Source organism: Nonomuraea sp. NPDC049158, from assembly GCF_040648335.1.
Lineage (GTDB): Bacteria > Actinomycetota > Actinomycetes > Streptosporangiales > Streptosporangiaceae > Nonomuraea.
Genome location: NZ_JBEZDM010000014.1, coordinates 50,523 through 71,020 on the forward strand (window position 1 = coordinate 50,523; position 20,498 = coordinate 71,020).

Annotated in this window: 17 protein-coding genes; 8 read left to right on the forward strand and 9 right to left on the reverse strand. The window is 70.5% G+C overall.

Features of this window, described 5'->3' with window-relative positions:
• Positions 1-14: 14 nt before the first annotated feature.
• Positions 15-2,543 carry a tetratricopeptide repeat protein gene (locus AB0B61_RS28605; protein WP_358437958.1) on the forward strand — a complete coding sequence of 843 codons (2,529 nt, stop codon included), beginning with the start codon at positions 15-17 and terminating at the stop codon, positions 2,541-2,543.
• A gap of 12 nt (positions 2,544-2,555) precedes the next feature.
• Here AB0B61_RS28605 and AB0B61_RS28610 read toward each other — a convergent pair whose 3' ends face one another.
• A complete protein-coding gene (locus tag AB0B61_RS28610; protein WP_358437961.1) occupies positions 2,556-3,428 on the reverse strand; it encodes a hypothetical protein in 873 nt (290 codons plus the stop codon).
• 65 nt (positions 3,429-3,493) lie between these two features.
• On the opposite strand from AB0B61_RS28610, the gene AB0B61_RS28615 reads away from it, so the two are divergent.
• The gene (locus AB0B61_RS28615; RefSeq protein WP_358437963.1) at positions 3,494-4,285 is read left to right on the forward strand and encodes a tyrosine-protein phosphatase; all 792 of its coding nucleotides are present in this window, start codon (positions 3,494-3,496) and stop codon (positions 4,283-4,285) included.
• Positions 4,286-4,402: 117 nt separating this feature from the next.
• Here the strand turns inward: AB0B61_RS28615 and AB0B61_RS28620 are convergent, their stop codons facing one another.
• Both AB0B61_RS28620 and AB0B61_RS28625 read right to left on the reverse strand, forming a co-directional pair.
• The gene (locus tag AB0B61_RS28620) at positions 4,403-5,455 is read right to left on the reverse strand and encodes a Gfo/Idh/MocA family oxidoreductase (protein ID WP_358437966.1); all 1,053 of its coding nucleotides are present in this window, start codon (positions 5,453-5,455) and stop codon (positions 4,403-4,405) included.
• Positions 5,456-5,627: 172 nt separating this feature from the next.
• Entirely contained in the window at positions 5,628-6,527 is a 900-nt protein-coding gene (locus AB0B61_RS28625) for a PAC2 family protein (RefSeq protein ID WP_358437968.1), read from the reverse strand.
• 85 nt (positions 6,528-6,612) lie between these two features.
• On the opposite strand from AB0B61_RS28625, the gene AB0B61_RS28630 reads away from it, so the two are divergent.
• On the forward strand, positions 6,613-7,014 hold the full coding sequence (locus AB0B61_RS28630) for an ankyrin repeat domain-containing protein (protein ID WP_358437971.1): 402 nt from the start codon (positions 6,613-6,615) through the stop codon (positions 7,012-7,014).
• Between the two features lie 154 nt (positions 7,015-7,168).
• Positions 7,169-8,089, forward strand: coding sequence for a hypothetical protein (locus tag AB0B61_RS28635; RefSeq protein WP_358437974.1), 921 nt, complete (start codon positions 7,169-7,171; stop codon positions 8,087-8,089).
• Here AB0B61_RS28635 and AB0B61_RS28640 read toward each other — a convergent pair.
• Positions 8,086-10,197 carry an ATPase gene (locus AB0B61_RS28640; RefSeq protein ID WP_358437976.1) on the reverse strand — a complete coding sequence of 704 codons (2,112 nt, stop codon included), beginning with the start codon at positions 10,195-10,197 and terminating at the stop codon, positions 8,086-8,088. The genes AB0B61_RS28635 and AB0B61_RS28640 overlap by 4 nt on opposite strands.
• A gap of 121 nt (positions 10,198-10,318) precedes the next feature.
• Here AB0B61_RS28640 and AB0B61_RS28645 point away from each other — a divergent pair, with 121 nt between their 5' ends.
• Entirely contained in the window at positions 10,319-10,444 is a 126-nt protein-coding gene (locus AB0B61_RS28645) for a hypothetical protein (RefSeq protein WP_358437978.1), read from the forward strand.
• 293 nt (positions 10,445-10,737) lie between these two features.
• On the opposite strand, the gene AB0B61_RS28650 is transcribed toward AB0B61_RS28645, so the two are convergent.
• Both AB0B61_RS28650 and AB0B61_RS28655 read right to left on the reverse strand, forming a co-directional pair.
• Positions 10,738-11,619 carry an ABC transporter permease subunit gene (locus AB0B61_RS28650; RefSeq protein ID WP_358437981.1) on the reverse strand — a complete coding sequence of 294 codons (882 nt, stop codon included), beginning with the start codon at positions 11,617-11,619 and terminating at the stop codon, positions 10,738-10,740.
• A gap of 125 nt (positions 11,620-11,744) precedes the next feature.
• The gene (locus tag AB0B61_RS28655; protein ID WP_358437983.1) at positions 11,745-14,498 is read right to left on the reverse strand and encodes a CocE/NonD family hydrolase; all 2,754 of its coding nucleotides are present in this window, start codon (positions 14,496-14,498) and stop codon (positions 11,745-11,747) included.
• A 137-nt stretch (positions 14,499-14,635) separates the two neighbouring features.
• On the opposite strand from AB0B61_RS28655, the gene AB0B61_RS28660 reads away from it, so the two are divergent.
• Positions 14,636-15,679, forward strand: a complete 1,044-nt coding sequence (locus AB0B61_RS28660; protein ID WP_358437986.1) for a transposase — start codon at positions 14,636-14,638, stop codon at positions 15,677-15,679.
• A gap of 48 nt (positions 15,680-15,727) precedes the next feature.
• Here the strand turns inward: AB0B61_RS28660 and AB0B61_RS28665 are convergent, their stop codons facing one another.
• Positions 15,728-16,135, reverse strand: coding sequence for a PaaI family thioesterase (locus AB0B61_RS28665; RefSeq protein WP_225289115.1), 408 nt, complete (start codon positions 16,133-16,135; stop codon positions 15,728-15,730).
• 97 nt (positions 16,136-16,232) lie between these two features.
• On the opposite strand from AB0B61_RS28665, the gene AB0B61_RS28670 reads away from it, so the two are divergent.
• Positions 16,233-17,501, forward strand: coding sequence for a cytochrome P450 (locus AB0B61_RS28670; RefSeq protein WP_358437989.1), 1,269 nt, complete (start codon positions 16,233-16,235; stop codon positions 17,499-17,501).
• Positions 17,502-17,607: 106 nt separating this feature from the next.
• Positions 17,608-18,795, forward strand: a complete 1,188-nt coding sequence (locus AB0B61_RS28675) for a hypothetical protein (protein WP_358437992.1) — start codon at positions 17,608-17,610, stop codon at positions 18,793-18,795.
• Here the strand turns inward: AB0B61_RS28675 and AB0B61_RS28680 are convergent.
• Together AB0B61_RS28680 and AB0B61_RS28685 are read right to left on the reverse strand one after the other, a co-directional pair.
• Complete coding sequence (locus AB0B61_RS28680) at positions 18,753-19,778, reverse strand: CopD family protein (RefSeq protein ID WP_358437995.1); 1,026 nt, start codon at positions 19,776-19,778, stop codon at positions 18,753-18,755. The genes AB0B61_RS28675 and AB0B61_RS28680 overlap by 43 nt on opposite strands.
• On the reverse strand, positions 19,775-20,449 hold the full coding sequence (locus tag AB0B61_RS28685) for a copper resistance CopC family protein (RefSeq protein WP_358437998.1): 675 nt from the start codon (positions 20,447-20,449) through the stop codon (positions 19,775-19,777). The genes AB0B61_RS28680 and AB0B61_RS28685 overlap by 4 nt, the downstream gene beginning before the upstream one ends.
• Between the last annotated feature and the right edge of the window lie 49 nt (positions 20,450-20,498).

Genomic DNA, 20,498 nt, shown 5'->3' on the forward strand with positions numbered 1-20,498 from the left:
CCCGGAGGTGGTCCTTGACAGGGCAGCTGCCGGAGAAGCCGCGTTCGCGGCGTAGGAAGATGCCATGGGCGGCGCCGGTCTCGGCCGGCATCGCGGCCGCGGCGGCCAGCGTTCTGGCCGCTTCCGTCGACTGGGACATCCCGCCCATCGCGAAGGTGGGCGTGACGATGATCGCGGCGCTCCTCGTCGGGCTCACCACCTGGGCCACGACCGAGGCGCGGCCCAAGCGCGAGATCACGGCCGAGCCGTCCTCGCGTCCGCCGGACCAATGGCCGCCCGTGCCCGAGCACTTCACCGGGCGCGTCGAGGCGCTCGCCGAGCTGCGGACGGTCTTCGGCGAGCGGCGCAAGTCCAGGTCCAGCGATGTCTCGCCGCCGCTGGTCGTCTCCGTGTACGGCCGGGGCGGCGTCGGCAAGTCGGCGCTGACGGCCAGGTTCGGGCAGGAGGTCGCCGGCGCGTTCCCCGACGGGCGCCTCTACGCGGACCTGCGGGGCGGCGTCGACGCCCCGGTGCGCCCGGAGGAGGTGCTGATCGGGTTCCTGCGCGCGCTGGGCGTCCGGCTGACCACCGATCCCGGCGGTCTCGACGAGCTGCGCAAGCTCTGGCTGACCTGGACCAAGGACCGCAGGATCCTCATCGGTCTCGACAACGCGCACGGCGCCGACCAGGTCAAGCCGCTGATCCCGGCCGAGCCGGGCTGCGCCGTGCTGGTCTCCTCGCGCCAGCCGCTGTTCCTCAACGGCACCCACGACACCCAGCTGGGCGTGTTCAGCGAGGCCCACGGCGTGGAGCTGCTGGCCAGGCTGGCCGGCGGCGAACGGGTGGTCGACGACCTCGCCTCGGCCAAGGAGATCGTCCGGATCTGCGACTACCTGCCGCTGGCGATCAACATCTGCGGCGGCCGGCTGGCCACCCGCGAACACTGGACGCTGCGCCAGATGGCCGACCGGCTGGCCGACGAGCGCCGCCGCCTCGACCAGCTCGAACTCGCGCAGACCGTCGACAAGAGCGTGCGCGCCTCCGTGCAGCTCAGCTACGACGACTGCACCGGCATGCAGCGTCGCCTGCTGCGCCTGCTGTCCGCGCTCACCTCGCCCGACGTGCCCGGCTGGGTGGCGGGCGAACTGCTCGACATCTCCGGGCTCGACGGCGCCGACCAGCTGGAGGCGCTGATCGACGCGCAGCTCGCCGAGAGCTCGGGCGTCGACCAGACCGGCGCCATGCGCTACCGCCTGCACGACCTGGTCCGGCTGTTCGCCACCGAGCCGGCCGAGGAGGACGACCAGGGCCGGCGCCGGGCCGCGATCGAGCGGGTGCTGTCCGGCTACCGCCGCCGCGCGGAGGAGGCGGCCCAGGACCGCTGGCCGCAGGACTGGAGCCGCGGCGGGCGCAGCTCCGGTATCGAGGGGCAGACGCACGCGGGCGACTGGCTCAACGCCGAGCGGCTCTCGCTGCTCGCCATGATCAACCTGGCCAGGCAGCTGGAGCTGTGGGAGCTGACCTCCGGGCTGGCCAGGGCGTTCTGCTCGCTGTGCCACTCGCTGCGCGCCTACTGGACCGACTGGCACGCCGTGGCCGAGGCGGGCTGCGAGGCCGCGCGGCGCACCGGCGACCGGCGCGCCCTGGGCATCGCGCTGCTCGACCGCGCTGCCGTACAGGGCGGTCTCGGCGGGCACGAGCAGGGCCGGGTGGGCGCCGAGCAGGCGCTGGAGATCTTCGTCGACCTGGGCGAGTCGTGGTGGGCGGCCAGGGCGATGCGGACGATCGGCATGGCCCTGTTCAACGACGGCCACCTCGACCGCGCGCAGTCCTACCTGATCGGCGCCATCACCTCGTTCAAGGGCGAGGATGACGTCTGGTGGATGGCCCGCACCCAGCGCAACCTCGCCGAGATGCGGCTGGCCGAGCGGCGGCCCGAGGAGGCCAGGGAGCTGCTCGAAGACGCCCTTGAGGTGTTCAAGCACGCGGGCAACCGCTACTCCGAGGCCCAGACACTGCGTGCCTACGGCGAGGTGCTCGCCGCGCAGGCCCGCGGCCGGCATCGCGAAGGCGAGCACCGGGCCGCCCTGGAAGGCTTCACCAAGGCCGGCTTCAGCCTCGACCGCGCCGCCGAGATGTTCCGGCAGCGGGGCGAGCTGTGGGAGGAGGCCCGCTGCCTGCGCGCCGCCGGCGAGGTCGGCGACCCGTCCAACGGGCTGCGCGAGCTCGACTTCGTCCGGCGGGCGGAGGAGATCCTGGTGGCGCTCGGCGACTCCTGGGGAGTGGCGCGCACCGCGCTGTCGGCCGGGCGGGCGCTGGCCAGGCTGGGCCGGATCGAGGAGTCGGAGCGTGAGCTGCGCCGGGCCGTACACGCCTTCGAGGAGCTCGACGACCGGTGGTGGATGGCGCTCAGCCTGCGCTACCTCGGCGAGACGCACCTCGACTCGGGTGGGCCGCGGGCGGCCGTCGAGCCCCTGACCCAGGCCAGGGACATCTACCGCAGCCTTGGCAACGAGGCCGGCATGCGCAGGACGCTGGAGCTGCTCAGGCAAGTGGAGTCCTGAGCAGGCCCTGGTTCAGGGGAGTGGGGCCCTGAGCAGCTCGCCGGCCGCCTGCCGGGCCTGGTAGATGCTCTCCTCGAACAGCTTGCGCACGTGCGCGGCCTGGTCGGCCAGCTCCCTGATGTGCGTACGGGCCTGCTCGTCGTGAACGGTCTCGGCGATCAGCTGCTGGTAGTCAGGCGTCCGCGCGGCCAGCGCCTCCAGCCGCCGGTGCGCGTGGAAGACCTTGTCCGCCTTGACCACCTGCTTGGCGTACTTCTCCAGGTGGCGCACCCGCCGCGACAGCGACGTCCAGGCCGCGTCCAGCGCGGTGGTGTACGGCTTGAACGCGTCCTCCATACCGGTGGGCAGGTCGCGCGGGATGAGCCGGCCCTGCTCGGCGTGCATGGACGACAGCTTGGCCAGCCGCTGGGCGATCTGCCACACCTCTTCCGGCAATGTCACCCGATTGTCGATGGTGTCGATCAGCCCTGCCCTGTTCACCTGGGAGTTCAGGATCGCGTCCACGGCGTCCTGGGCGCGGCGAAGCAGCATCTGGCAGGGATGGTCGAGATCTTCGGGTAAGACGTAGTGGGCGGCGTACTCGGAGGCGAGCCGCAGACGTTTCTTGGCCGCCCGGTTCGTCGAGTCCACGGCCATCCACCGCAGCAGCGCGATCAGGCTCATCCCGAGCGCGGCCACGATCGCGCCGCTCGCGTCGGTCACGGCCCAGATCAGCATCAGGAGCGCCGGAAGGACGAGGAGCAGGAGGGGATTGACGGAGGAGCCCATCCGCCGGCCGGTTCTGGCCATGCGAAGGATGTGCGGGCTGGATCGCAGCTGGAGGGAGATGTCCGGAGGCAGGGATGGGTCGATCACCAGCCTCGGGGGCAGAGCACGCGGATCCATACCGTTCATGCTGCGTTATGAACCTCGAATCCGCTCATTTTTAAGCGACATATAGGGTCTAATCAATGAACGAGATGACGCGATGGATCGATCTGGAAGGCGCCGTCAACGTGCGTGACCTGGGTGGTCTCACCACCCATGACGGCGGCGTCACCCGCTACGGACGGATTTTTCGGGCGGACAATCTCCAAGGGCTCACCGACAAGGACGTCTCCCGGCTGGTCGGCGAGCTCAAGCTGCGCCACGTCGTCGACCTCCGCTCCAACGCCGAGGTCGCGCTGGAGGGCCCCGGGCCGCTGACCCGGATGCCCGAGGTGACGCATCACCATCTGACCCTGTTCGCCGAGGGAGGCAGGCACACCGACGTCGAGGCCGACACCATCGACGGCGACCGGGTGCTGCCCTGGCAGGAGCGTCAGCTGGACGAGGACCTGCGGATGACCGGTTTCTACTACGGCTACCTGCGGGACCGGCCCGACGCGGTGGTGGCCGCGCTGCGGGCGATGGCGCTGAACGACGGCGCGGCCGTGGTGCACTGCGCGGCCGGCAAGGACCGCACCGGGGTGCTGTCGGCTTTGGCCCTGGAGGTTACGGGCGTCACCCGAGAGGGGATCATCGCCGACTACGTGGCCACCGGGGAGCGGCTGGAGCAGGTGCTGCGGCGGCTGCGCGGCAGCTCCACCTACCGCGACGACCTCGACTCACGGCCCGCCGACGACCACATGCCGCGGGCGCGGTACATGGAGCAGTTCCTGTCGGTGCTGGACGAGCGGTTCGGCGGGCCGGCGGCGTGGCTGGAGTCACACGGGTGGACGGAGGCCGACACGGAGACGATGAGGGCCCGGCTACGCGAGTAGGCCCTCCGGCCGTCTTCTTCCGTTCCCCGGAGGGGTATCCCTCTCAAAGGTCCTCAGCCACTACGGACCGCCGCAGAGGATCGGGACGGTCACGTGACGAACCCCCGTATGAGGTTCTCAGCCGCGCTCCTGCAACAGCTGCACGACCACGCGCTCGGCCGCCGACAGGCGGGCCGCCTCGATGACGGTCAGCGCGTCGATCACGCTGTCGGGGCTCACCGGGGGCGGTGTGCCCGCGCGCAGGCAGGACTCGACGCCGCGGTAGAAGTCGAGGTACGCCCCAGCCTCGGTGCGGACCGAGGTTTTGTCGTCATCCTTCCCGACAAGCCCCCACATCGCCTCGCTCTCCTCGCCGAACCCCGGCGAGTCGGGCGAGATCCCGGCGCGCAGCCGTTCCTCCTGCACGTCCATCCCGTACTTGACGTACGCCCCCCGCGACCCGAGCACCCGGAACCGCGGCCCGGCCTGAGCGGCCAGCGCACCGGCCCACAGGTGCGACCGGGCGCCATTGACGTGGGACAGCGCGATGAACGTGTCGTCGTCGGCCGCCACCCCCTCGCGCCGGATGTCACTCTCCGCGTAGACGTCGCGCACCGGCCCGAGCAGCTGCAACGCCTGGTCCACCAGGTGGCTGCCCAGGTCGTAGAGCAGGCCGCCGATCTCCTCGGGGCCGCCGGCCTCGCGCCAGCCGCCCTTGGGCACCGGCCGCCAGCGCTCGAAGCGGGACTCCAGGCGCAGCACGTCGCCGAAGCGGCCCTCTTTGGTGAGCCGGCTCAGGGTGCGGAAGTCGCCGTCCCAGCGCCGGTTCTGGAAGACGGTCAGCATCAGGTCGCGCTCGGCCGCCAGTCGTACGAGCCGGCGGGCCTCCTCGGCGGTACGGGCCAGAGGCTTGTCGACCACGACCGGCTTACCGCGGGTGAGGGCTTCGGTGGCCACCGACACGTGGGTCTTGTTCGGCGAGGCGACGACCACGAGGTCACAGCGGTCCCACAGCCCGGCCAACTCCGGCACGGGCACCGCGCCGTAGCGGGCGGCCACCTCGTCGGCTCGCGCCGGGTTTCCGGTGACGACGGCGGACAGCCGCAGGCCGGGGGTGGCGTGGACCAGGGGCGCGTGGAAGAACGCGCCCGCCGTGCCGTACCCGACCAGGCCGACCTCGATCTCGCTCATCGGCCCAGCGTAACGCGAGGCCCCACCGTCACCGCCCGGCGCGGTGGGGCACTCTCGCCGTGGTCGGTCCGGCGTGCGGCGGCGGTTGGTCGCCGTGGTCGGCCCGGCGTGCGGTTGGCCGCCGCTCGCGTCTTCCGCCTGGCCATGGGGCGGGGGCGCCCCGCGAGCGCTCCTACTCGTCGTCGCGTTCGGCCAGGAAGCGTTCGAACTGGGCGGCGAGTTCGTCGCCGGTGGGCATCGGGGTGGCCTCGGCGATCAGGTTCTCGCGATCGGAGCCGCCCGAGAACGCGTCGTACTGCTGCTCAAGGCCGCTGATGGCCGTGGACAGCTCGGTCGAGGCCTGGATCTGCTCCTCGATCTCGGTCGTGGTGCGCTGGGCCGCCTCGCGCAGCGCGTCCAGCGGGAAGAGCAGGCCGGTGCCCCGCGTGACCGCCTCCAGGGCGGCGACCGCGGCGTGCGGGTATTCGGCCTGAGACAGGTAGTGCGGAACGTGGACCGCGTACCCCAGCGCGTCGTGCCCCTTGGCGCCGAGCCGGAACTCGATCAGGGCGGCCACGCTGGCCGGCACCTGTACCCGGCCGAAGGAGCTGGTCTGGGCATTGATCAGCTCGGGACGGCTGGCGTGCATGGTGATGCCGAGCGGCCGGGTGTGCGGGACCGCCATCGGGATGCCGTGCAGCGTGACTATTTTGCTGATCTTCAGCTGGTCGATGAGGGCGCCGACCGCCCGGGTGAACAGCTCCCACTCACGGTCGGGCTCGGGTCCGCTCATCACCAGGAAGGGGGTGCCGGTGGCGTCCTTCGCGGCGTAGACGGCCAGCTCGGGGCTCTCGCACTCGACCCATCTGTCGGTGTCGAAGGTCATGATGGGCCGCCGCGAGCGATAGTCGAGGAGGCGGTCCACGTCGAACGTCGCCACGGTCCGGTGCTCCAGCTCAGCCAGCAGGTGGCCCAGCGCGAGGCGCCCGGCACCACCCGCGTCGACGAAGCCGTCGAAGTGGTACAAGAGCACGGGATCGGCCAGCTCGGGCGCATCGTCTGCGAGCTTGTAGAGATCCGTCGGGTCGAACACGGTTGGACAGCCTTTCCCTAGGTACTCTCTCCAGAACCTACGACGAGCCGCAACGATTCCGTGCAAGGCACCCTATCGAGGGAGAATGGTGGACATGGACGGAGATCCGGAGCTCGAAGAGTTCGCCACGCGGATGTTCGACCTGGCCAGGGCGGGCGACACGGAGACGTTGCGCGCCTACGTGGACGCCGGGGTTCCGGCAAATCTCACCAATAGCAAAGGTGACACTTTGCTGATGCTGGCGGCTTATCACGGTCACGCCGCGACCGTCCGGATGCTCGCCGAGCTGGGTGCTGATCCGGGACGAGCGAACGACCGTGGCCAGACACCTCTGGCGGGTGCCGTGTTCAAGAAGGAGTCTGCCGTGGTCAGAGCGTTGCTCGACGCGGGTGCGGATCCGGCGGCCGGAACCCCTTCAGCGGTGGATACGGCGCGGATGTTCGCGAACGACCAGTTCCTTGAATGGTTCCGGCAAATCGGTAAATAGTGCGAAATATGGCGAAATGTCCGGGAAGTTATCGAGTGTGGCCTTTCGAACAGTCCATCGTCATGCTGGGAGGGTGGTTACTTCTGCGCACTCCTTCAGTAGGCGACCGCTTCGCATCCCTCCATTGCCATGCCCGTTCCCGAACGAGATCAACGTGCACGCCACAGAGATCGACTCGGAAAGCCACGCATGGCTGGCCGCCTCGCACATGCTCACCGGAGCCGACACGATCGAGCACTTCCGGCGCTCAAAGATCGGCCTCCTCGCCGCGCGTACCAACCCCACCGTGCCGCGAGACAGTCTCAGGCTGATCAACGATTGGTACAACTGGCTCTTCGCGTTCGACGACGCGTTCTGCGAGGGCGAGCTGATGGGACACCGGGCCTCTGCGCTGGCCCGCGCCCTTCCGCCGCTCCTCGAGATCCTCGACGGCCGCAAGGACCCGGACGTCACCGACCCCTTCGGGCTCGCCCTGTGCGAGCTGCTCCACCGAATCTCGGACACCGCCACCCCCGCGCAAGTGGACAGGTGGCGCATCACGGTAAAGGAGTACCTCTTCGCCCAGATCTGGGAGGCCGCCAACCGCGAGGTCGACCTGATCCCCACGCCCGAGGACTACGTGCTCATGCGCCGCATCACCGGGGCCACGTACACCTGTCTCGCGCTCATCGACGCGTGCGGCGGCTACCGGCTCGAAGCGGAGGAATGGCACCATCCGGACGTGCGCGCACTCTCCGATCTCGCCTGCGACCTCATCGGCTGGGACAATGACCTGCTGTCGTACGCCAAGGAGCGCGGCAACGACAAGGCCCGGCACAACCTCGTCACGGTGCTGGCCACGCACAAGACCCTCACGCTGCAAGAGGCGCTGCAAGAAGTGGCGAACATGCACAACGAAGCCATCGCCGCCTTCCTCGACCGGCGCGCGGCGCTCGACCACTGGGCCTCGTTACCGGTGCACAAGTATGTGCGCGGCCTCGAACACTGGGTGCGCGGGCACATCGCGTTCTCGCTCGGCAGCGCCCGCTACGTCCACGCCTGGCCGACCGGCACGTGCTGGCCGCAGGCCGTCTAGCCGACATCTCCTGGGGCGTCCAGCTCGCCGAGCGCGAGCGCGGACGCCTCATCGAGATCGAGCCGCGTGCCCTCCTCGAAGGCGTTCTTGTAGGAGTCTTCGCCCATCACCTTCTGGCACTCCTTGACGCACTGCTCGTGGTCGCTGGTGAGGAACGGCGCGCCGAGCATGGGCAGGCCGGCCGTCTTCCAGTTCTGATGGAGCGCGCCGAGCAGCCGCGCGGCGAGCGGCGCCTGGTCCATGACGGCGAAGATGCGGGCCGTGGTCTCCAGCACCAGCAGCGTGCCGAGCGTGTCGTGGAAGTGGCGCTTGATCCGCAGTCCCTCGCGCGCACTCTGCAGCGCGTCCTCGGCCCGGCCCGTCGCCAGCCGGGTGATGGACAGCGACCACTGCGCGTAGGAGCTCAGCCACAGCTCGCCGCGTTCCCTGCACACCTGCAGGCAGTCCTGCAGCAGGGACTCGGCCTCGTAGAGCTCGCCTTGCGCGGACAGCACCAGCGACAGCTCGACGATGGCCGGCAGCAGGCCCGGGTTGAGCTCCTTGTTGTCGGTGTTGAACTCGATCGCCACACCCAGCAGCGCGCTGGCCTTCTGCAGGTCGCCCTGCAGCAGGGCCGCCGTCCCCTGCATCTTGGAGGCGAGGATGACCGCCTTGGAGTCGCCGACCCGGACCGCCTCGGTGCTGCACTGCTCGGCCGCCGCCAGCGCACCCGCGCTGTCGCCCTGGCCGCTGCGTACGTAGGAGAGCACCCAGAGAGCCTTGCAGCGCTCCTTGCTCACTCCCGGGTTGGCCTGCAGCGCACGTTCCAGATAGAGCCGGCCTTCGCGGACGAACCCGCAGCAGACCCACATGAACCACAGCGACGACAGCAGGGTCAGCGCCAGGACGGACTCACCGGGCGACCGCAGCGCGTGCTCGAGAGCCACCCGCACGTTGTCGTGCTCCTGGCGCATGCGGACGAACCAGTAGATCTGCCTCGGCCCTGACCAGGCGTCCTCGCTGCGCTGCGCCAGGCTCAGGTAGTACTCCAGATGCCTGTGCCGCATCTGCTCGGTCTGCCCGAGCTTGTCCAGCCACTCCTCGCCGTACTCGGCCAGCGTGTCGATGAGCTTGTAGCGGACACCGGCGTGATTGCTCCTGATCAGCAGGATCGACTTCTCCACCAGCCCGGTGACCAGGTCGGTGATGTCCTCGGACGGCAGCCGGTCATCGGCGCACACGAACCTGGCCGCGTCGAGCTCGAAGTCGCCCGCGAACACCGACAGCCGCGCCCACAGCAGTCTCTCCGCCGGTTCGCACAACTCGTGGCTCCATCCGATCGCCGCGCGCAACGTCTGATGGCGCGGTAGTGCCGTACGACTGGCGCCCGCCAGGAGGCTGAACCGATCGGCCAGCAACCCCAGGATCTGGTCGACCGACAGCGCCCGCAGGCGTACGGCGGCCAGCTCGATCGCCAGTGGAATGCCGTCGAGCCGGCGGCACAGCTCGGCCACCGCCCCGATGCTCTGCTCGTCGAGCACGAAGTCGGGCATCACCGCGCCGGCCCGAGCCCCGAACAGCTGCACCGACTCGTTGGTGAACAGGCTCTCGGTCGGATCGTCGCCCGGCACCTGCAGCGGCGGGACGGGGATCACGTGCTCGTAGGGCAGGTGCAGCGACTGACGGCTGGTGGCCAGCACCTTCAGGTTGGGAGCGCGCTCCAGCAGCTCCTCGACCAGCTCGGCGCAGCCCTGTACGAGATGCTCGCAGGTGTCGATGATGAGCAGCATGTCCCGATCGCCGACCCACTCCGACAGCGACTCGGACTCGGTCCGCGACGACTGGTCGGCGATGCCCAGCGCCGACGCGATGGTGTGCTTGACCATCCCGGCGTCCTGCAACCGGGCCAGATCGGCGAACCAGACGCCATCCTCGTACTGGGAGCGGATCTGGTGCGCCAGCCGGAGCACCGTGCGGGACTTGCCCACACCGCCGATGCCCGTGACCGTCACCAGCCGCGACTCGGCGAGATGTCGCTTGAGGTTGGCGAGCAAGCGGGTCCGCCCCACGAAGCTGGTCAGCTCCGACGGCAGATTGCCTTCTCGCCGCCAGCCGGTCGGGGTGGCCATGGGCGACCTCACGGGGGATAGGCGACACCTGCTTTGGCATCGTACCCTCGGGGCCCTTCGCCGTACGGGATAAGCCGCGCGGGCCGGGAATGGGTTTGTCCCTCTGGGTAGCATGTATACCGTGAGTGAATTCCTCCCGGAGCAGACGGACGACGATACGGACCTCGGCTGGGGCGACTGGCGCGACTCCCAGGACACCGACCCGGACTCCTTCTACCTGGACGACAAGCCACCTCACTGGGGGTGATCGTCCGTTGGGCGTTATTGGGCGCCATTAGGTGACGTTAAGCGGGCAGGCCGGACACGGAGACGGTTCCGCAGCAGGCCGCCTTCCTCATACGCCAGAAGTCCGTCACCAGCCAGAAACCGGCCGACGCAGGCGCCCGTTCCCGAATGGCTTACGCCACCAAAAGAGTCCCTGCGGAAGGGGCTTGCGCGATCGGGGCGTTCGCCACCGAAGGGCCCTGTGCCACCGAAGGCGGATGACTCCGGTGGCGGTAGAGGTGGCGGTGGCGGAACCTGCCCGCAGTGGCAGGCGTCTTAGCTGACCACGTCCTTGCGGCGGAAGCGGCGGAAGGCCACGGCGATCAGGATGGCCGCGTACGTCACCGACACCGAGGCGCCCTTGACCATGCCGCTCCAGTCGAGCTCCGGTGCGATGGCGTCCAGCCAGGCCGTGTTCCAGAAGGTCGGCAGAAACTCCCGCAGCGACCCCAGCGCCTCCACGGCCTGCAGGATGGTGCTGATGATCCACAGGCCCACCGCCCCGCCGACCGCGCCGAGTGGTGAGTCGGTCATCGTGGAGATGAGGAACGCCAGCGCCGCCACCACCAGCTGGCTCACCAGGGCGTAACCGATCACGATGCCGAAGCGCGGCAGCACGTCGAGCGCCGGGATCGTCTCACCCGTGCCGGGCACCTGGATGTCATGCCAGCCGAACGCCAGCGTGCCGGCGAGCAGCGCCATCAGAGGCAGGCAGATCACCGCCGCCGCCGAGTAGCCGAGCGCCACGATGATCTTCTGCCGCAGCAGCCGGTCACGCGGCACCGGCGCGGCCAGGAGGTAGCGCAGCGACGACCAGCTCGCCTCGCTCGCCACGGTGTCGCCACAGAACAGAGCGACGGCCACGACCAGCAGGAAGTTGGCCGACACCGACAGGGCGAACGCCGCGAAGTTGAGACCGCTGGCCGTCGCCAGGTCGGAGATGCGCAGCGCCGACTGCTGCTGCCCGCTGGACTGCGGGCCGAACTGGAAGGCGATCACCAGGATCCACGGCAGCGCGAGCAGCAGCCCGAACATGACGAGCGTGCGCCGCCGCTTGAACTGCCTGACGACCTCGACCCGCAACGGCAACGTCCGGCGGGCCGCGTAGCCGGTCGCCGAGCGGGCCGTGGACCCGCTTACGGTCCCTGGCCCGGTCAAGGTCGCGGTCCCGGTCCCGGTCCCGGTCCCGGTGCCGGTCCCTGGTCCGGTCCCCATCTCAGTGCCTGGTCCCGTTGCGGTCCCGTTGGCGGAGCCGGTCGCGGTCCCGTTCGCGGAGCTGTGGGTCACGACTTCTCTCCGATGAGGTCGAGGAACACGTCTTCGAGGCGCGGCCCATGTCCGTTGGTGGAGGTGGCGGCACTGAGCAGTACCGACACCGGGCCCGCCGACACCAGGCGGCCTCTGTGCATGACCACCACATGGCTGCACGTCTGCTCGACCTCCGCCAGGAGGTGGCTGGAGACGATCACCGTACGGCCGTCGCGGGCATAGCGTTTGAGTACCTCGCGCATCTCCCTGATCTGGGGTGGGTCGAGGCCGTTGGTGGGTTCGTCGAGGACGAGCAGGTCGGGCAGCCCGAGCATGGCCTGGGCGATCGCCAGCCGCTGCCGCATGCCCTGCGAATAGGTGCGTACGGCCCGCTCCAGCGCCTTGCCCAGATCCGCGATCTCCAGTGCCTCGTCGAACCGGGCGTCGGCGGTCGGGCGGCCGGTGGCGGCCCAGTAGAGCTCGATGTTGTCGCGGCCGGACAGATGCGGCAGGAACCCGGGCCCCTCGACGAACGACCCGAGCCTGGACAGCACGGGCGCGCCGGGCGTCACCCGGTCGCCGAAGATGCGGACCTCACCGGCGTCGGGCTGGATGAGGCCCATCATCATGCGCATCGTCGTCGTCTTGCCGGCGCCGTTGGGGCCGAGCAGGCCCAGCACCTGACCGCGCTCGACCCGGAACGACAGGTCGTCCACGGCCAGCTCACCGTTGCGGTACGCCTTGGTGAGCCCTCTGATCTCCAACGGCACCTCTTCGCCGGGCACGAGTCCCGTTCCATCGGGCACGGGTTCCGCTCCACCGGGTACACGTCCCGCGCCGGACGGATCGGCGTCCTTCACGAAGACACCGGATCGACCGTTGCCCCGGACGGTGATGGCATGGCCGTCGTCCTCCCCGTGCACGTCGGACGGGCTGCCGTCCTGCTGGACGGTGGCGGTCCGGCGGCGGTCGCGGACAGCGAGGATCCGGCGGCGGGATGGGGTTCGGCCGGTGGCCAGGATGAGGGCGGCCAGTGCGATGGCGGCGAGCGGCATCGCCCACACCCACCACGCCACCCCGGTCGTGGGTGCGGCCAGCGCCGACACCGTCGGTACGGCGAGGGCGGGTGCGGCCAGGCCGACCCGGTAGGAGGCCGGCTCGGCGGGGGTGGCGTAACCCATGTCGGTCGTCGTCACCGCCAGCCGCAGCCGGTGTCCCACCGCGAAGCGGTAGTCGACGGCGGGCAGCGTGACCGTGGTCTCCACGCTGTCGGCGCCCTCCGGAACCGTCACGCGCAAGGGCGAGACCAGCCCGGCGGGCAGGTTGGGCGGCTGTACGGTGTCGGCCACGTCATAGACCTTGGCGAACAGCGTCACCTGGCCCTTGCCGTAGACCTTCAGCTTGACCGAGGGGCTGCCGGTGAGCTGGAGCGGGGCGGTGAGCGGCGCCGACTCGAAGACGGCCACCTGGCCGGGCATGTCGAGCCCGACGCTGAGGTTGGTCGCGCCGCCGCCCCCGCCGAGCAGGCCGCCGACGCCGGGCACCGTGGAGATGGAGGCGGGTGAGCCGCCGGGCGGGTTGGCGATGTTCTGCTCGGGGCCCTTGAGCGTGATCGCGGTGGTGGCGGTGCCGGTGAGGCCGGGGTAGGCGGTGGACTCGGGGTGGAGCCTGATGCGCTGGCGGGTGCCGGGGTCGCGGCCGCCGTCGCGGGTCACGGTGAACCGCTCCGGCACCGGCGTGCCGTCACCCTTGAGGTAGTGGCCGAACCAGCCGGCCGTCTGGTCGTAGAGCCAGTCGGCCTCGCCGTTGCCGCCGTCGTGGCCGCCGTCGAACCAGGCCAGGCTCACCGGCGTGCCCGCGGCGGCGATCGCCTTGGCGTTGGCGTCGGCCTGGCCGAGCGGGAACAGCGAGTCGCGCTGCCCCTGGATGAGCAGCGTCGGCGCCTTGATGCGGCCGGCCACCGTCACCGGGCTGGACTTGCGCAGCAGTTCGATCGCTTCCGGGGTGGCCCGCCCGGTCTTGGCGACCTGCTGGTACATCTCGCAGACCGCGGGCAGGAACCTGCCGCACCTGGCCTGCTCGGCCGTCAGCGGCACGCTCCGCTGATTGAGCGCGCCGAGTCCCTGAGCCGCGCCGAGCCCCTGAGCCGCACCACCGGCCTGGACCGGGGCGCCGCGGCCGAAGAAGTAGCCCGCCCACATGCGCTTGAACACGCCGTTGGCCGGGCCCTGCCCGCCACCGTCGGGGAACAGCGCGTCGGCCAGGTCGGCCCAGGTGATCTGCGGCACGATCGCGTCCACGCGGCTGTCGTAGGCGGCCGTCATCAGCGCAATGGCCCCGCCGTAGGAGCCGCCCGCGATGCCCACCCGCGGGTCGCCGGGTGCGTCGAGCCGGACCTCGGGCCGTTCGGCCAGCCAGTCGATGAGCTGCTTGACGTCCTTGACCTCGTAGTCGGCGGAGTTGAGCGCGATCTCGCCGGTCGAACGGCCGAAGCCGCGAGCCGACCAGCTCAGCACCGCGTAGCCGTCCTGCGCCAGTCGCTGAGCCTGCTGACGCACGCTCTGCTTGCTGCCGCCGAACCCGTGCGCGAGCAGCACGACCGGAGCCTTCCCGCCACCCGCGGCGGGAAAGAACGTCGCGTCGAGCTCGACCCGCTGGTCGCCCGCCGGCCCGTCGACGACGGAGATGCGCTGGTCGAGGCCCTTCGCCTCGGAGGCGGACGGCCACACCAGCCACGTCACCACCCCCACGAGGGCGAGCACCGTGACCAGCGCGGCTACACGTTTCATCTGAATGGTGGCGCGGAGACCCGGTCCTTCAGGACCGAAAGGAAGCGCCACCCCTCCTCTCGAAAACAGTATGGAAAGGCTCGGTCACTTTCGGTAATATGTGCGGTGGGTGAGGCCGGAGTGACAGGAGGTGCGTGATGGCGCTCCGCCGCTCCGCCGCCAAACGCCACGGCCTGCCCACGGTCGTGCAACTGCGGCTCACGCCCGCCCCGGCCCAAGCCGACGCGCTGGCCGCGGCGGTGCTGCTGTGCAATCAGGCGGCCACCGTCGTCTCCCGCCTGGCCTGGCAGCACCGGGTCTTCGCTGTGGTGGAGTTGCATCGGCTGGCCTACTATCCGGTGCGGGCGCAGGTGGCTGGGCTGGGCGCGCAGGCGGCCGTGCGGGCGATCGCCCGGGTCGCCGCCGCGTATGCCAACCGGCGCGCCAGCAAGAAACGCGCTCACATCTTCCGCCCGCACGGCGCTGTCCCTTACGACGCCCGGTTGATGAGTTTCAACCGTGACGCCCGGATGGTGTCGTTGTGGACACCCACCGGCCGTGTCACCGTCGCCTACACCGGCCGGCCGGAAGACCTCAAAGCGATCGATGCGCTGCCGGTGGGGGAGGCTGATCTGATCTGCCGGCGCGGGGTGTGGCTGCTGCAGGTCGCTCTCACCCTGCCCAAGCCGACGGTGCGTGAGCCGGTCGGCGGCTTCGTGGGGGTGGATCAAGGGGTGGCTAACCTGGCGGTCACCGGCGACGGCGTGGTGTTGCCCGGCCCCGCCTTGCCGGGGCCGGTCGGCGGTAACGGCCACGTGCGCACCCTGCGGCAGCGGCGGCATCGGCAACGCCGTCGGTTCCAGCGGCGCACCCTGCACAACTGGGCCTTCGCCCAGCAGATCACCTTCACCCGCTACAAGGCCGCCCGGGCCGGAGTCGCCTTCCTGTTGGTCGACCCCGCCTACACCTCGCAGGCGTGTCCGGACTGCGGGTGCGTGGCCAGGGCGAATCGGCCGGCGCGGGGCCGGTTCGTCTGCACAAGGTGTGGCCTCGCTGGGCACGCCGACTACATCGCGGCCCGCAACATCGCCGCACGCGGCGTTGCGGGCTGGGCTGTTATCAACCAGCCGCACGCTACCGGCCTCCTTTCACCCAGACGGGACCGTGAGAGCAAACCACCAGCTTCAACCAGTGGTAGTTGATGTGGTTGAGCCTACTTTCCGCACCTGAGAAACCCCTGAGACAGGGGATCAGCCCAAGATCGCGTAGACCGTGGACGCCCGCGCGGCCGGCTCGGCCGCCCCGTCGGCCGTCAGCGTCACGTCGGAGAAGGCCAGTGTCCGGCCGAGTTTCGAGATGCGTACGTCGATGAGCACGTCCTTGCCCGTCACCGGCCGCTGGAACGTCGTCGACTGCTGCACCGTGGTCATCGGCACGAACCCGCCCCTGGCCGAGGAGATCGCGATGACCGTGGCCGTGTCGGCGGCGGCCATCATGGCCTGGCCGCACAGGCCGCCGCCCTCTCTGGCCAGCGCGTCGGACCAGGGCAGGCACACCACCGCGTGGCGCTCACCCAGCTCCCGCACGCGCAGCCCGAGCTGCTGGATCCAGGGCGCGAAGTAGTCGCGCAGAATGGCCTCACCGTCTTCTGGAGTCACCCGCCCATCATGCAGGCTGGCAGGCATGAGCGAGGAGACGCGGCGAGAGCCTGTGGATAACTTCGTGCCACGGACACCGCCAGTGGAAAAGCCGCCCGTGGGTGAGGTCTTTCTGCCGTCCACGTACGCGCAAGCCGTCCCGTACGACCTCTACGACCGGTTGCGGCGGGAAGCCCCCGTCTGCCGGATTCCGGAACCGGCGGTCGGCCCGTGGCGCGAGGGGCCCGGATACTGGGGCGTGTTCCGGCACGCCGACGTCAAGCACGTGCTGCGCGCCGCGGACGACTTCTCCTCGCACCTGGGCGCCACGCAGATCCGTGACCCCGACACCCCCGCCGACCTGGCCTTCGTACAGGCGATGATGCTGAACACGGACCCGCCGGACCACTCCCGGCTGCGCGGGATCGTGGCGGCCGCGTTCACGCCGCGCGCGGTGCGGGCGCTGGAGCGGACGATCGCCGAGCGGGCCGCGTCGCTGTTCGCCGCGGGTGTGTGCGACTTCGTGGAGGTCGCCGCCGACCTGCCCGTCTGGACGCTCGCGCACGTCATGGGCGTGCCGGACGAGGACAGGCGGCTGCTGTACGACTGGGCGTCCCGGGTGATCGGCTACCAGGACGCCGACTACGCGGGGCTGTCCACGGCCGACGCCGAGTCGCTCAGCCCGATCGGCCGCCTCGCCACCGCCTCCCGCCCGCGGCTCGGGCCGGGGGTGAACCCCCGCTCCCGCGCGGCATTGGCGGACATGTTCGCGTACGCGCACGCGCTGGCCAAGACCACCCACGGCGAGTCGGTCATGTCGGCCATGAGGGACGGCGGCCTGACCGAGGCGGAGTTCGAGAACATGTTCTTCCTGTTCGCCGTCGCCGGCAACGAGACGCTGCGCAACGGCATCCCCGGCGGCCTGCTCACCCTCCTCGAACACCCCGCCCAGCTGGCCCGGCTGCGCGCCGACCCCGCCCTGCTCGGCTCGGCGGTGGAGGAGATGCTGCGGTTCTGGCCGCCGGTCATGGACTTCCGCCGTACGGCCACCCGCGACCTCACGCTCGGCGGCCAGAGCATCCGCGCGGGCGAGAAGGTCGTCGTCTACCACGCCTCCGCCAACCGCGACCCGTCCGTCTTCGCCGACCCCGACCGGTTCGACGTCGCCCGCAGCCCGAACGACCACGTCAGCTTCGGCTTCGGCCCGCACTTCTGCCTCGGCGCCCACCTGGCGCGTGTGCAGTTCCGGGCGGTCTTCGCCGAACTGCTCGCCTGGGACGTCGAGCTCGCGGGGGCGCCCGTCCGCCTCACGTCCAACTTCCAGAACGGGCTCAAACACCTGCCTGTCCGGCTGAGCCGCCGAGGAAAGCCATTGACCTCCACCTGACTATGCGCGCAGGTCTCGAAGTCAAGGGCGGCAGAAGGGGTGGCAAGCCGGATGACGAGGGAGATGCGCGTATTGCTCCGGAAGAAGGCATCGTAAGATTTCCGCCGTGAAGGCTCCCGCAATCATCAAGTCCGCCGCCGACTGGGCCCTGCCGCACTGGACCCGCGGGCAGGCGGGGCGCGAGACGCCGCCCGACCTGTTCAGGGTTCTCTACTACGGCTGGCTGGTGGCGTTCACGTTCAAGGTGCTCGGCGCGACCTGGGACGTCTCCTGGCACTTCAAGTGGCTGCGCGACGACCTGGCGCCGCCCCACCTGCTCAACTCCGTCGGCACGGCCCTGGCCCTCGCGCTGACCGTGATCCACGGCTACACCGGCTTCGGCGTGGACAAGGCGGCGCTCCGGCTGATCCAGTGGGGCACCGGCATATTCCTCGTCGCGGTGCCGCTCGACCTGATCAACCACCGGGTCAACGGCCTGGACATCACCTCGTGGAGCCCGTCCCACCTCATGCTGTACGGGGGCTCGTTCTTCATGATCGCCGGGGTGATCCGCGGCTGGTTCATGGGCGCGCCGCCCGGCAGGGAACGCACGGTCATGCTGGGCGCGTTCTTCGCGTTCTTCCTGGAGAACGTGCACTTCCCCGAGCAGCACCAGGAGTACGGCATCCTGTCGCTCGGCGCCTGGGACAACGGCGTCAAATACGCCGAGCCCATCCTGCAGCGCTTCGCCGCCGACCAGATGGGCCGTTCGGTCGACCGGGTGATGATGACCAATTTCACCCTGCCCGTGCCGGACTTCCTCTATCCGGTGTACGCGGTGGTCGTCGGCGTGACCGTGCTGGTCGTGGCCCGGATGATGATCGGCAGGTTCGGGGCGGCGACGCTGGTGGCCGCCTCCTACCTGGCGTTCAGGACGGTGGCCTGGCCGTTGCTGACGTTCACCAACTTCCCGCCGTCCGCGTTGCCGTACTTCCTGGTGATAGCCGGTATCTGCGTGGATCTCGCGTTCGCCGTACGGCTGCCCATGCGGGGTCTGGCGCCGGTGCGCGCGGTGCTCGGGGCGATCGTCGCGACGGCCGTCGTCTACGGCGCGCTGACCGCACAGAGCTCGATCATGGGAGCGGTGTACGGCGCGCTGATGGGGCAGAAGGGCCTGCTCGGCGCGCCGCCCCTGGTCCCGTCGTCGGCCGTCTGGGCCGGGGCGGGGTTGATGATCGCCTGGCTGGTCTGCGAGTGGCTCGCGACGCGGCGTCAGCCGATCGAGGCCCGGGTGATCGCGACCGCCACGCCGTAGGCCATCCCCATCAGGGCGACCTCGGCGGCCACCCAGCCGACCACGGCCGTGGGCTCGGCGCGGCGGATCAGCGGCAGCAGCCGGAACCTGATGTGCCCGGCCAGCGGCACCAGCAGTGCGGTGAGCGTCAGCTTCACCACCACGAGCACCCCGTAGTGACTGGTCACGATGGCGCCCGGCAGCTCCACGCCGGGCGTCAGCGCCATCGTGCCGAGCCCGGTGATCAGCCCGGACAGGCCGACCAGCAGCAGACAGACGGTCGCCATCCTGGAGAAACGCGGCAGGGCGGCGGCCAGCAGCGACGGACGCGGCGCGACGAACACCGCCGTCGCCACCAGCCCGCCCGCCCACGCCGCCGCGCCCATCACGTGCGTCTCCATCGCGATCATGATGGGGTCGTGCCAGACGGAGTTGACCGCGTGACCGGTCACCGGAATCGGCAGCAGGCCGAACAGCGCCACGATGATCCGCAGCTCGGCGGGCACCTTCTCGCCGAACCGCACGGCCATCAGCCCGATGCCCGCGGCCACCAGCGCGCACGCGGCGCTGAACAGCAGGCCCTGCCCGGTGCCGACGCCGTCGACGTAGGCGGCGATCATGCCGACCGTGGGCAGGCCGCCTGGGTTCAGCTCGGCCGTCTGGAACACGATCGTCAGCAGCGCGCAGACCGCCCACGCCCACGCGGCGGTGACGGTGAGCGGCCGCGTCCTGCGCAGGACCGGCTCGGTCAGCTCCGGCGCGTCGAAGCCGAGCAGCTTGGGCACCAGGCTCAGCCCCACCACGGCCACGGCCGCCAGATCGAGCAGCACCCGGACGATCGGCAGCCCGTACGCCACCACCGGCCCCGGCATCGGAATGCCCGGCACCGCCTCCTGTGCGGTGAACGTGCTGGCCACCACGGCGGCGACGATCGCGCACACCGCGAACGCCCCGACCACCCACCGCCCGCCGATCCGCTGCCTAGCGGGCGCGGTGATCGTCACGCGCCCGCCCTCTCGCCGTCACGCGCCTCGCCGTCACGCGCCTCACCCTCGGATGTCAGGCTGCCGGCTGGGGCCGGGGTGCGGGCGCGGCGCAGGGACACGGCCGTGCCGGCGGCCAGCACCAGCAGCGCCCCCACGATCCAGACCACGGCCATCCCCGCCCCGCCGTTCGCCGCCGCCTCGGCGGCCTCGGCCCCGGTGTCCCTGGTGCCGCCCGTGACCGCGTCCTGCGTCCCGGCGCCTTCCTGTACGGCCGTGGCGCCCGCCGCGAGGGTGAAGCTGATCTTGCCGGTGACCGGATGCCCGTCGGCCGACAGGATCCGATAGCCCACCACATAGGCCCCGGCCGTCCGCAGCGGCTTGACCTTGATCGACACCTTCTCGGCGGCGACCTCGGCCGATCCGTCGGCCCACGCCGTCCCGTCGGCCCCGGTCACGCCCACCTGCGCGTATCCCTGGCGTACCGCCTGGTCGAACACAAGCGTGATCCGCCCGGGGGCGGCGCTCAACGTCGCCCCGTCCTTGGGGTCGCTGCCGACCAGCACGTTGTGCGCTCGCGCCGGAAGAGCGACGCCCACCCCGGCGCAGGCGAGCAGCAGGATCACGACCAGCCGCCGCACCGAACTCGTCAAGTCTCGTCGCCGGGTGAGCCGGTGAACCGTGCCCCTCAACGCGACCTCCTCTTCACCGTCGAACTCAGCACCCTCAAACGAGAGTGGA

Bases quoted from the DNA above. Each gene is read 5' to 3' on its own strand.
- AB0B61_RS28630 (WP_358437971.1), top strand. From the start codon at position 6,613: ATGGTGGACATGGACGGAGATCCGGAGCTCGAAGAGTTCGCCACGCGG.
- AB0B61_RS28655 (WP_358437983.1), bottom strand. From the start codon at position 14,498: ATGAAACGTGTAGCCGCGCTGGTCACGGTGCTCGCCCTCGTGGGGGTG.
- AB0B61_RS28620 (WP_358437966.1), bottom strand. From the start codon at position 5,455: ATGAGCGAGATCGAGGTCGGCCTGGTCGGGTACGGCACGGCGGGCGCG.
- AB0B61_RS28640 (WP_358437976.1), bottom strand. From the start codon at position 10,197: ATGGCCACCCCGACCGGCTGGCGGCGAGAAGGCAATCTGCCGTCGGAG.
- AB0B61_RS28660 (WP_358437986.1), top strand. From the start codon at position 14,636: ATGGCGCTCCGCCGCTCCGCCGCCAAACGCCACGGCCTGCCCACGGTC.
- AB0B61_RS28610 (WP_358437961.1), bottom strand. From the start codon at position 3,428: ATGGATCCGCGTGCTCTGCCCCCGAGGCTGGTGATCGACCCATCCCTG.
- AB0B61_RS28615 (WP_358437963.1), top strand. From the start codon at position 3,494: ATGAACGAGATGACGCGATGGATCGATCTGGAAGGCGCCGTCAACGTG.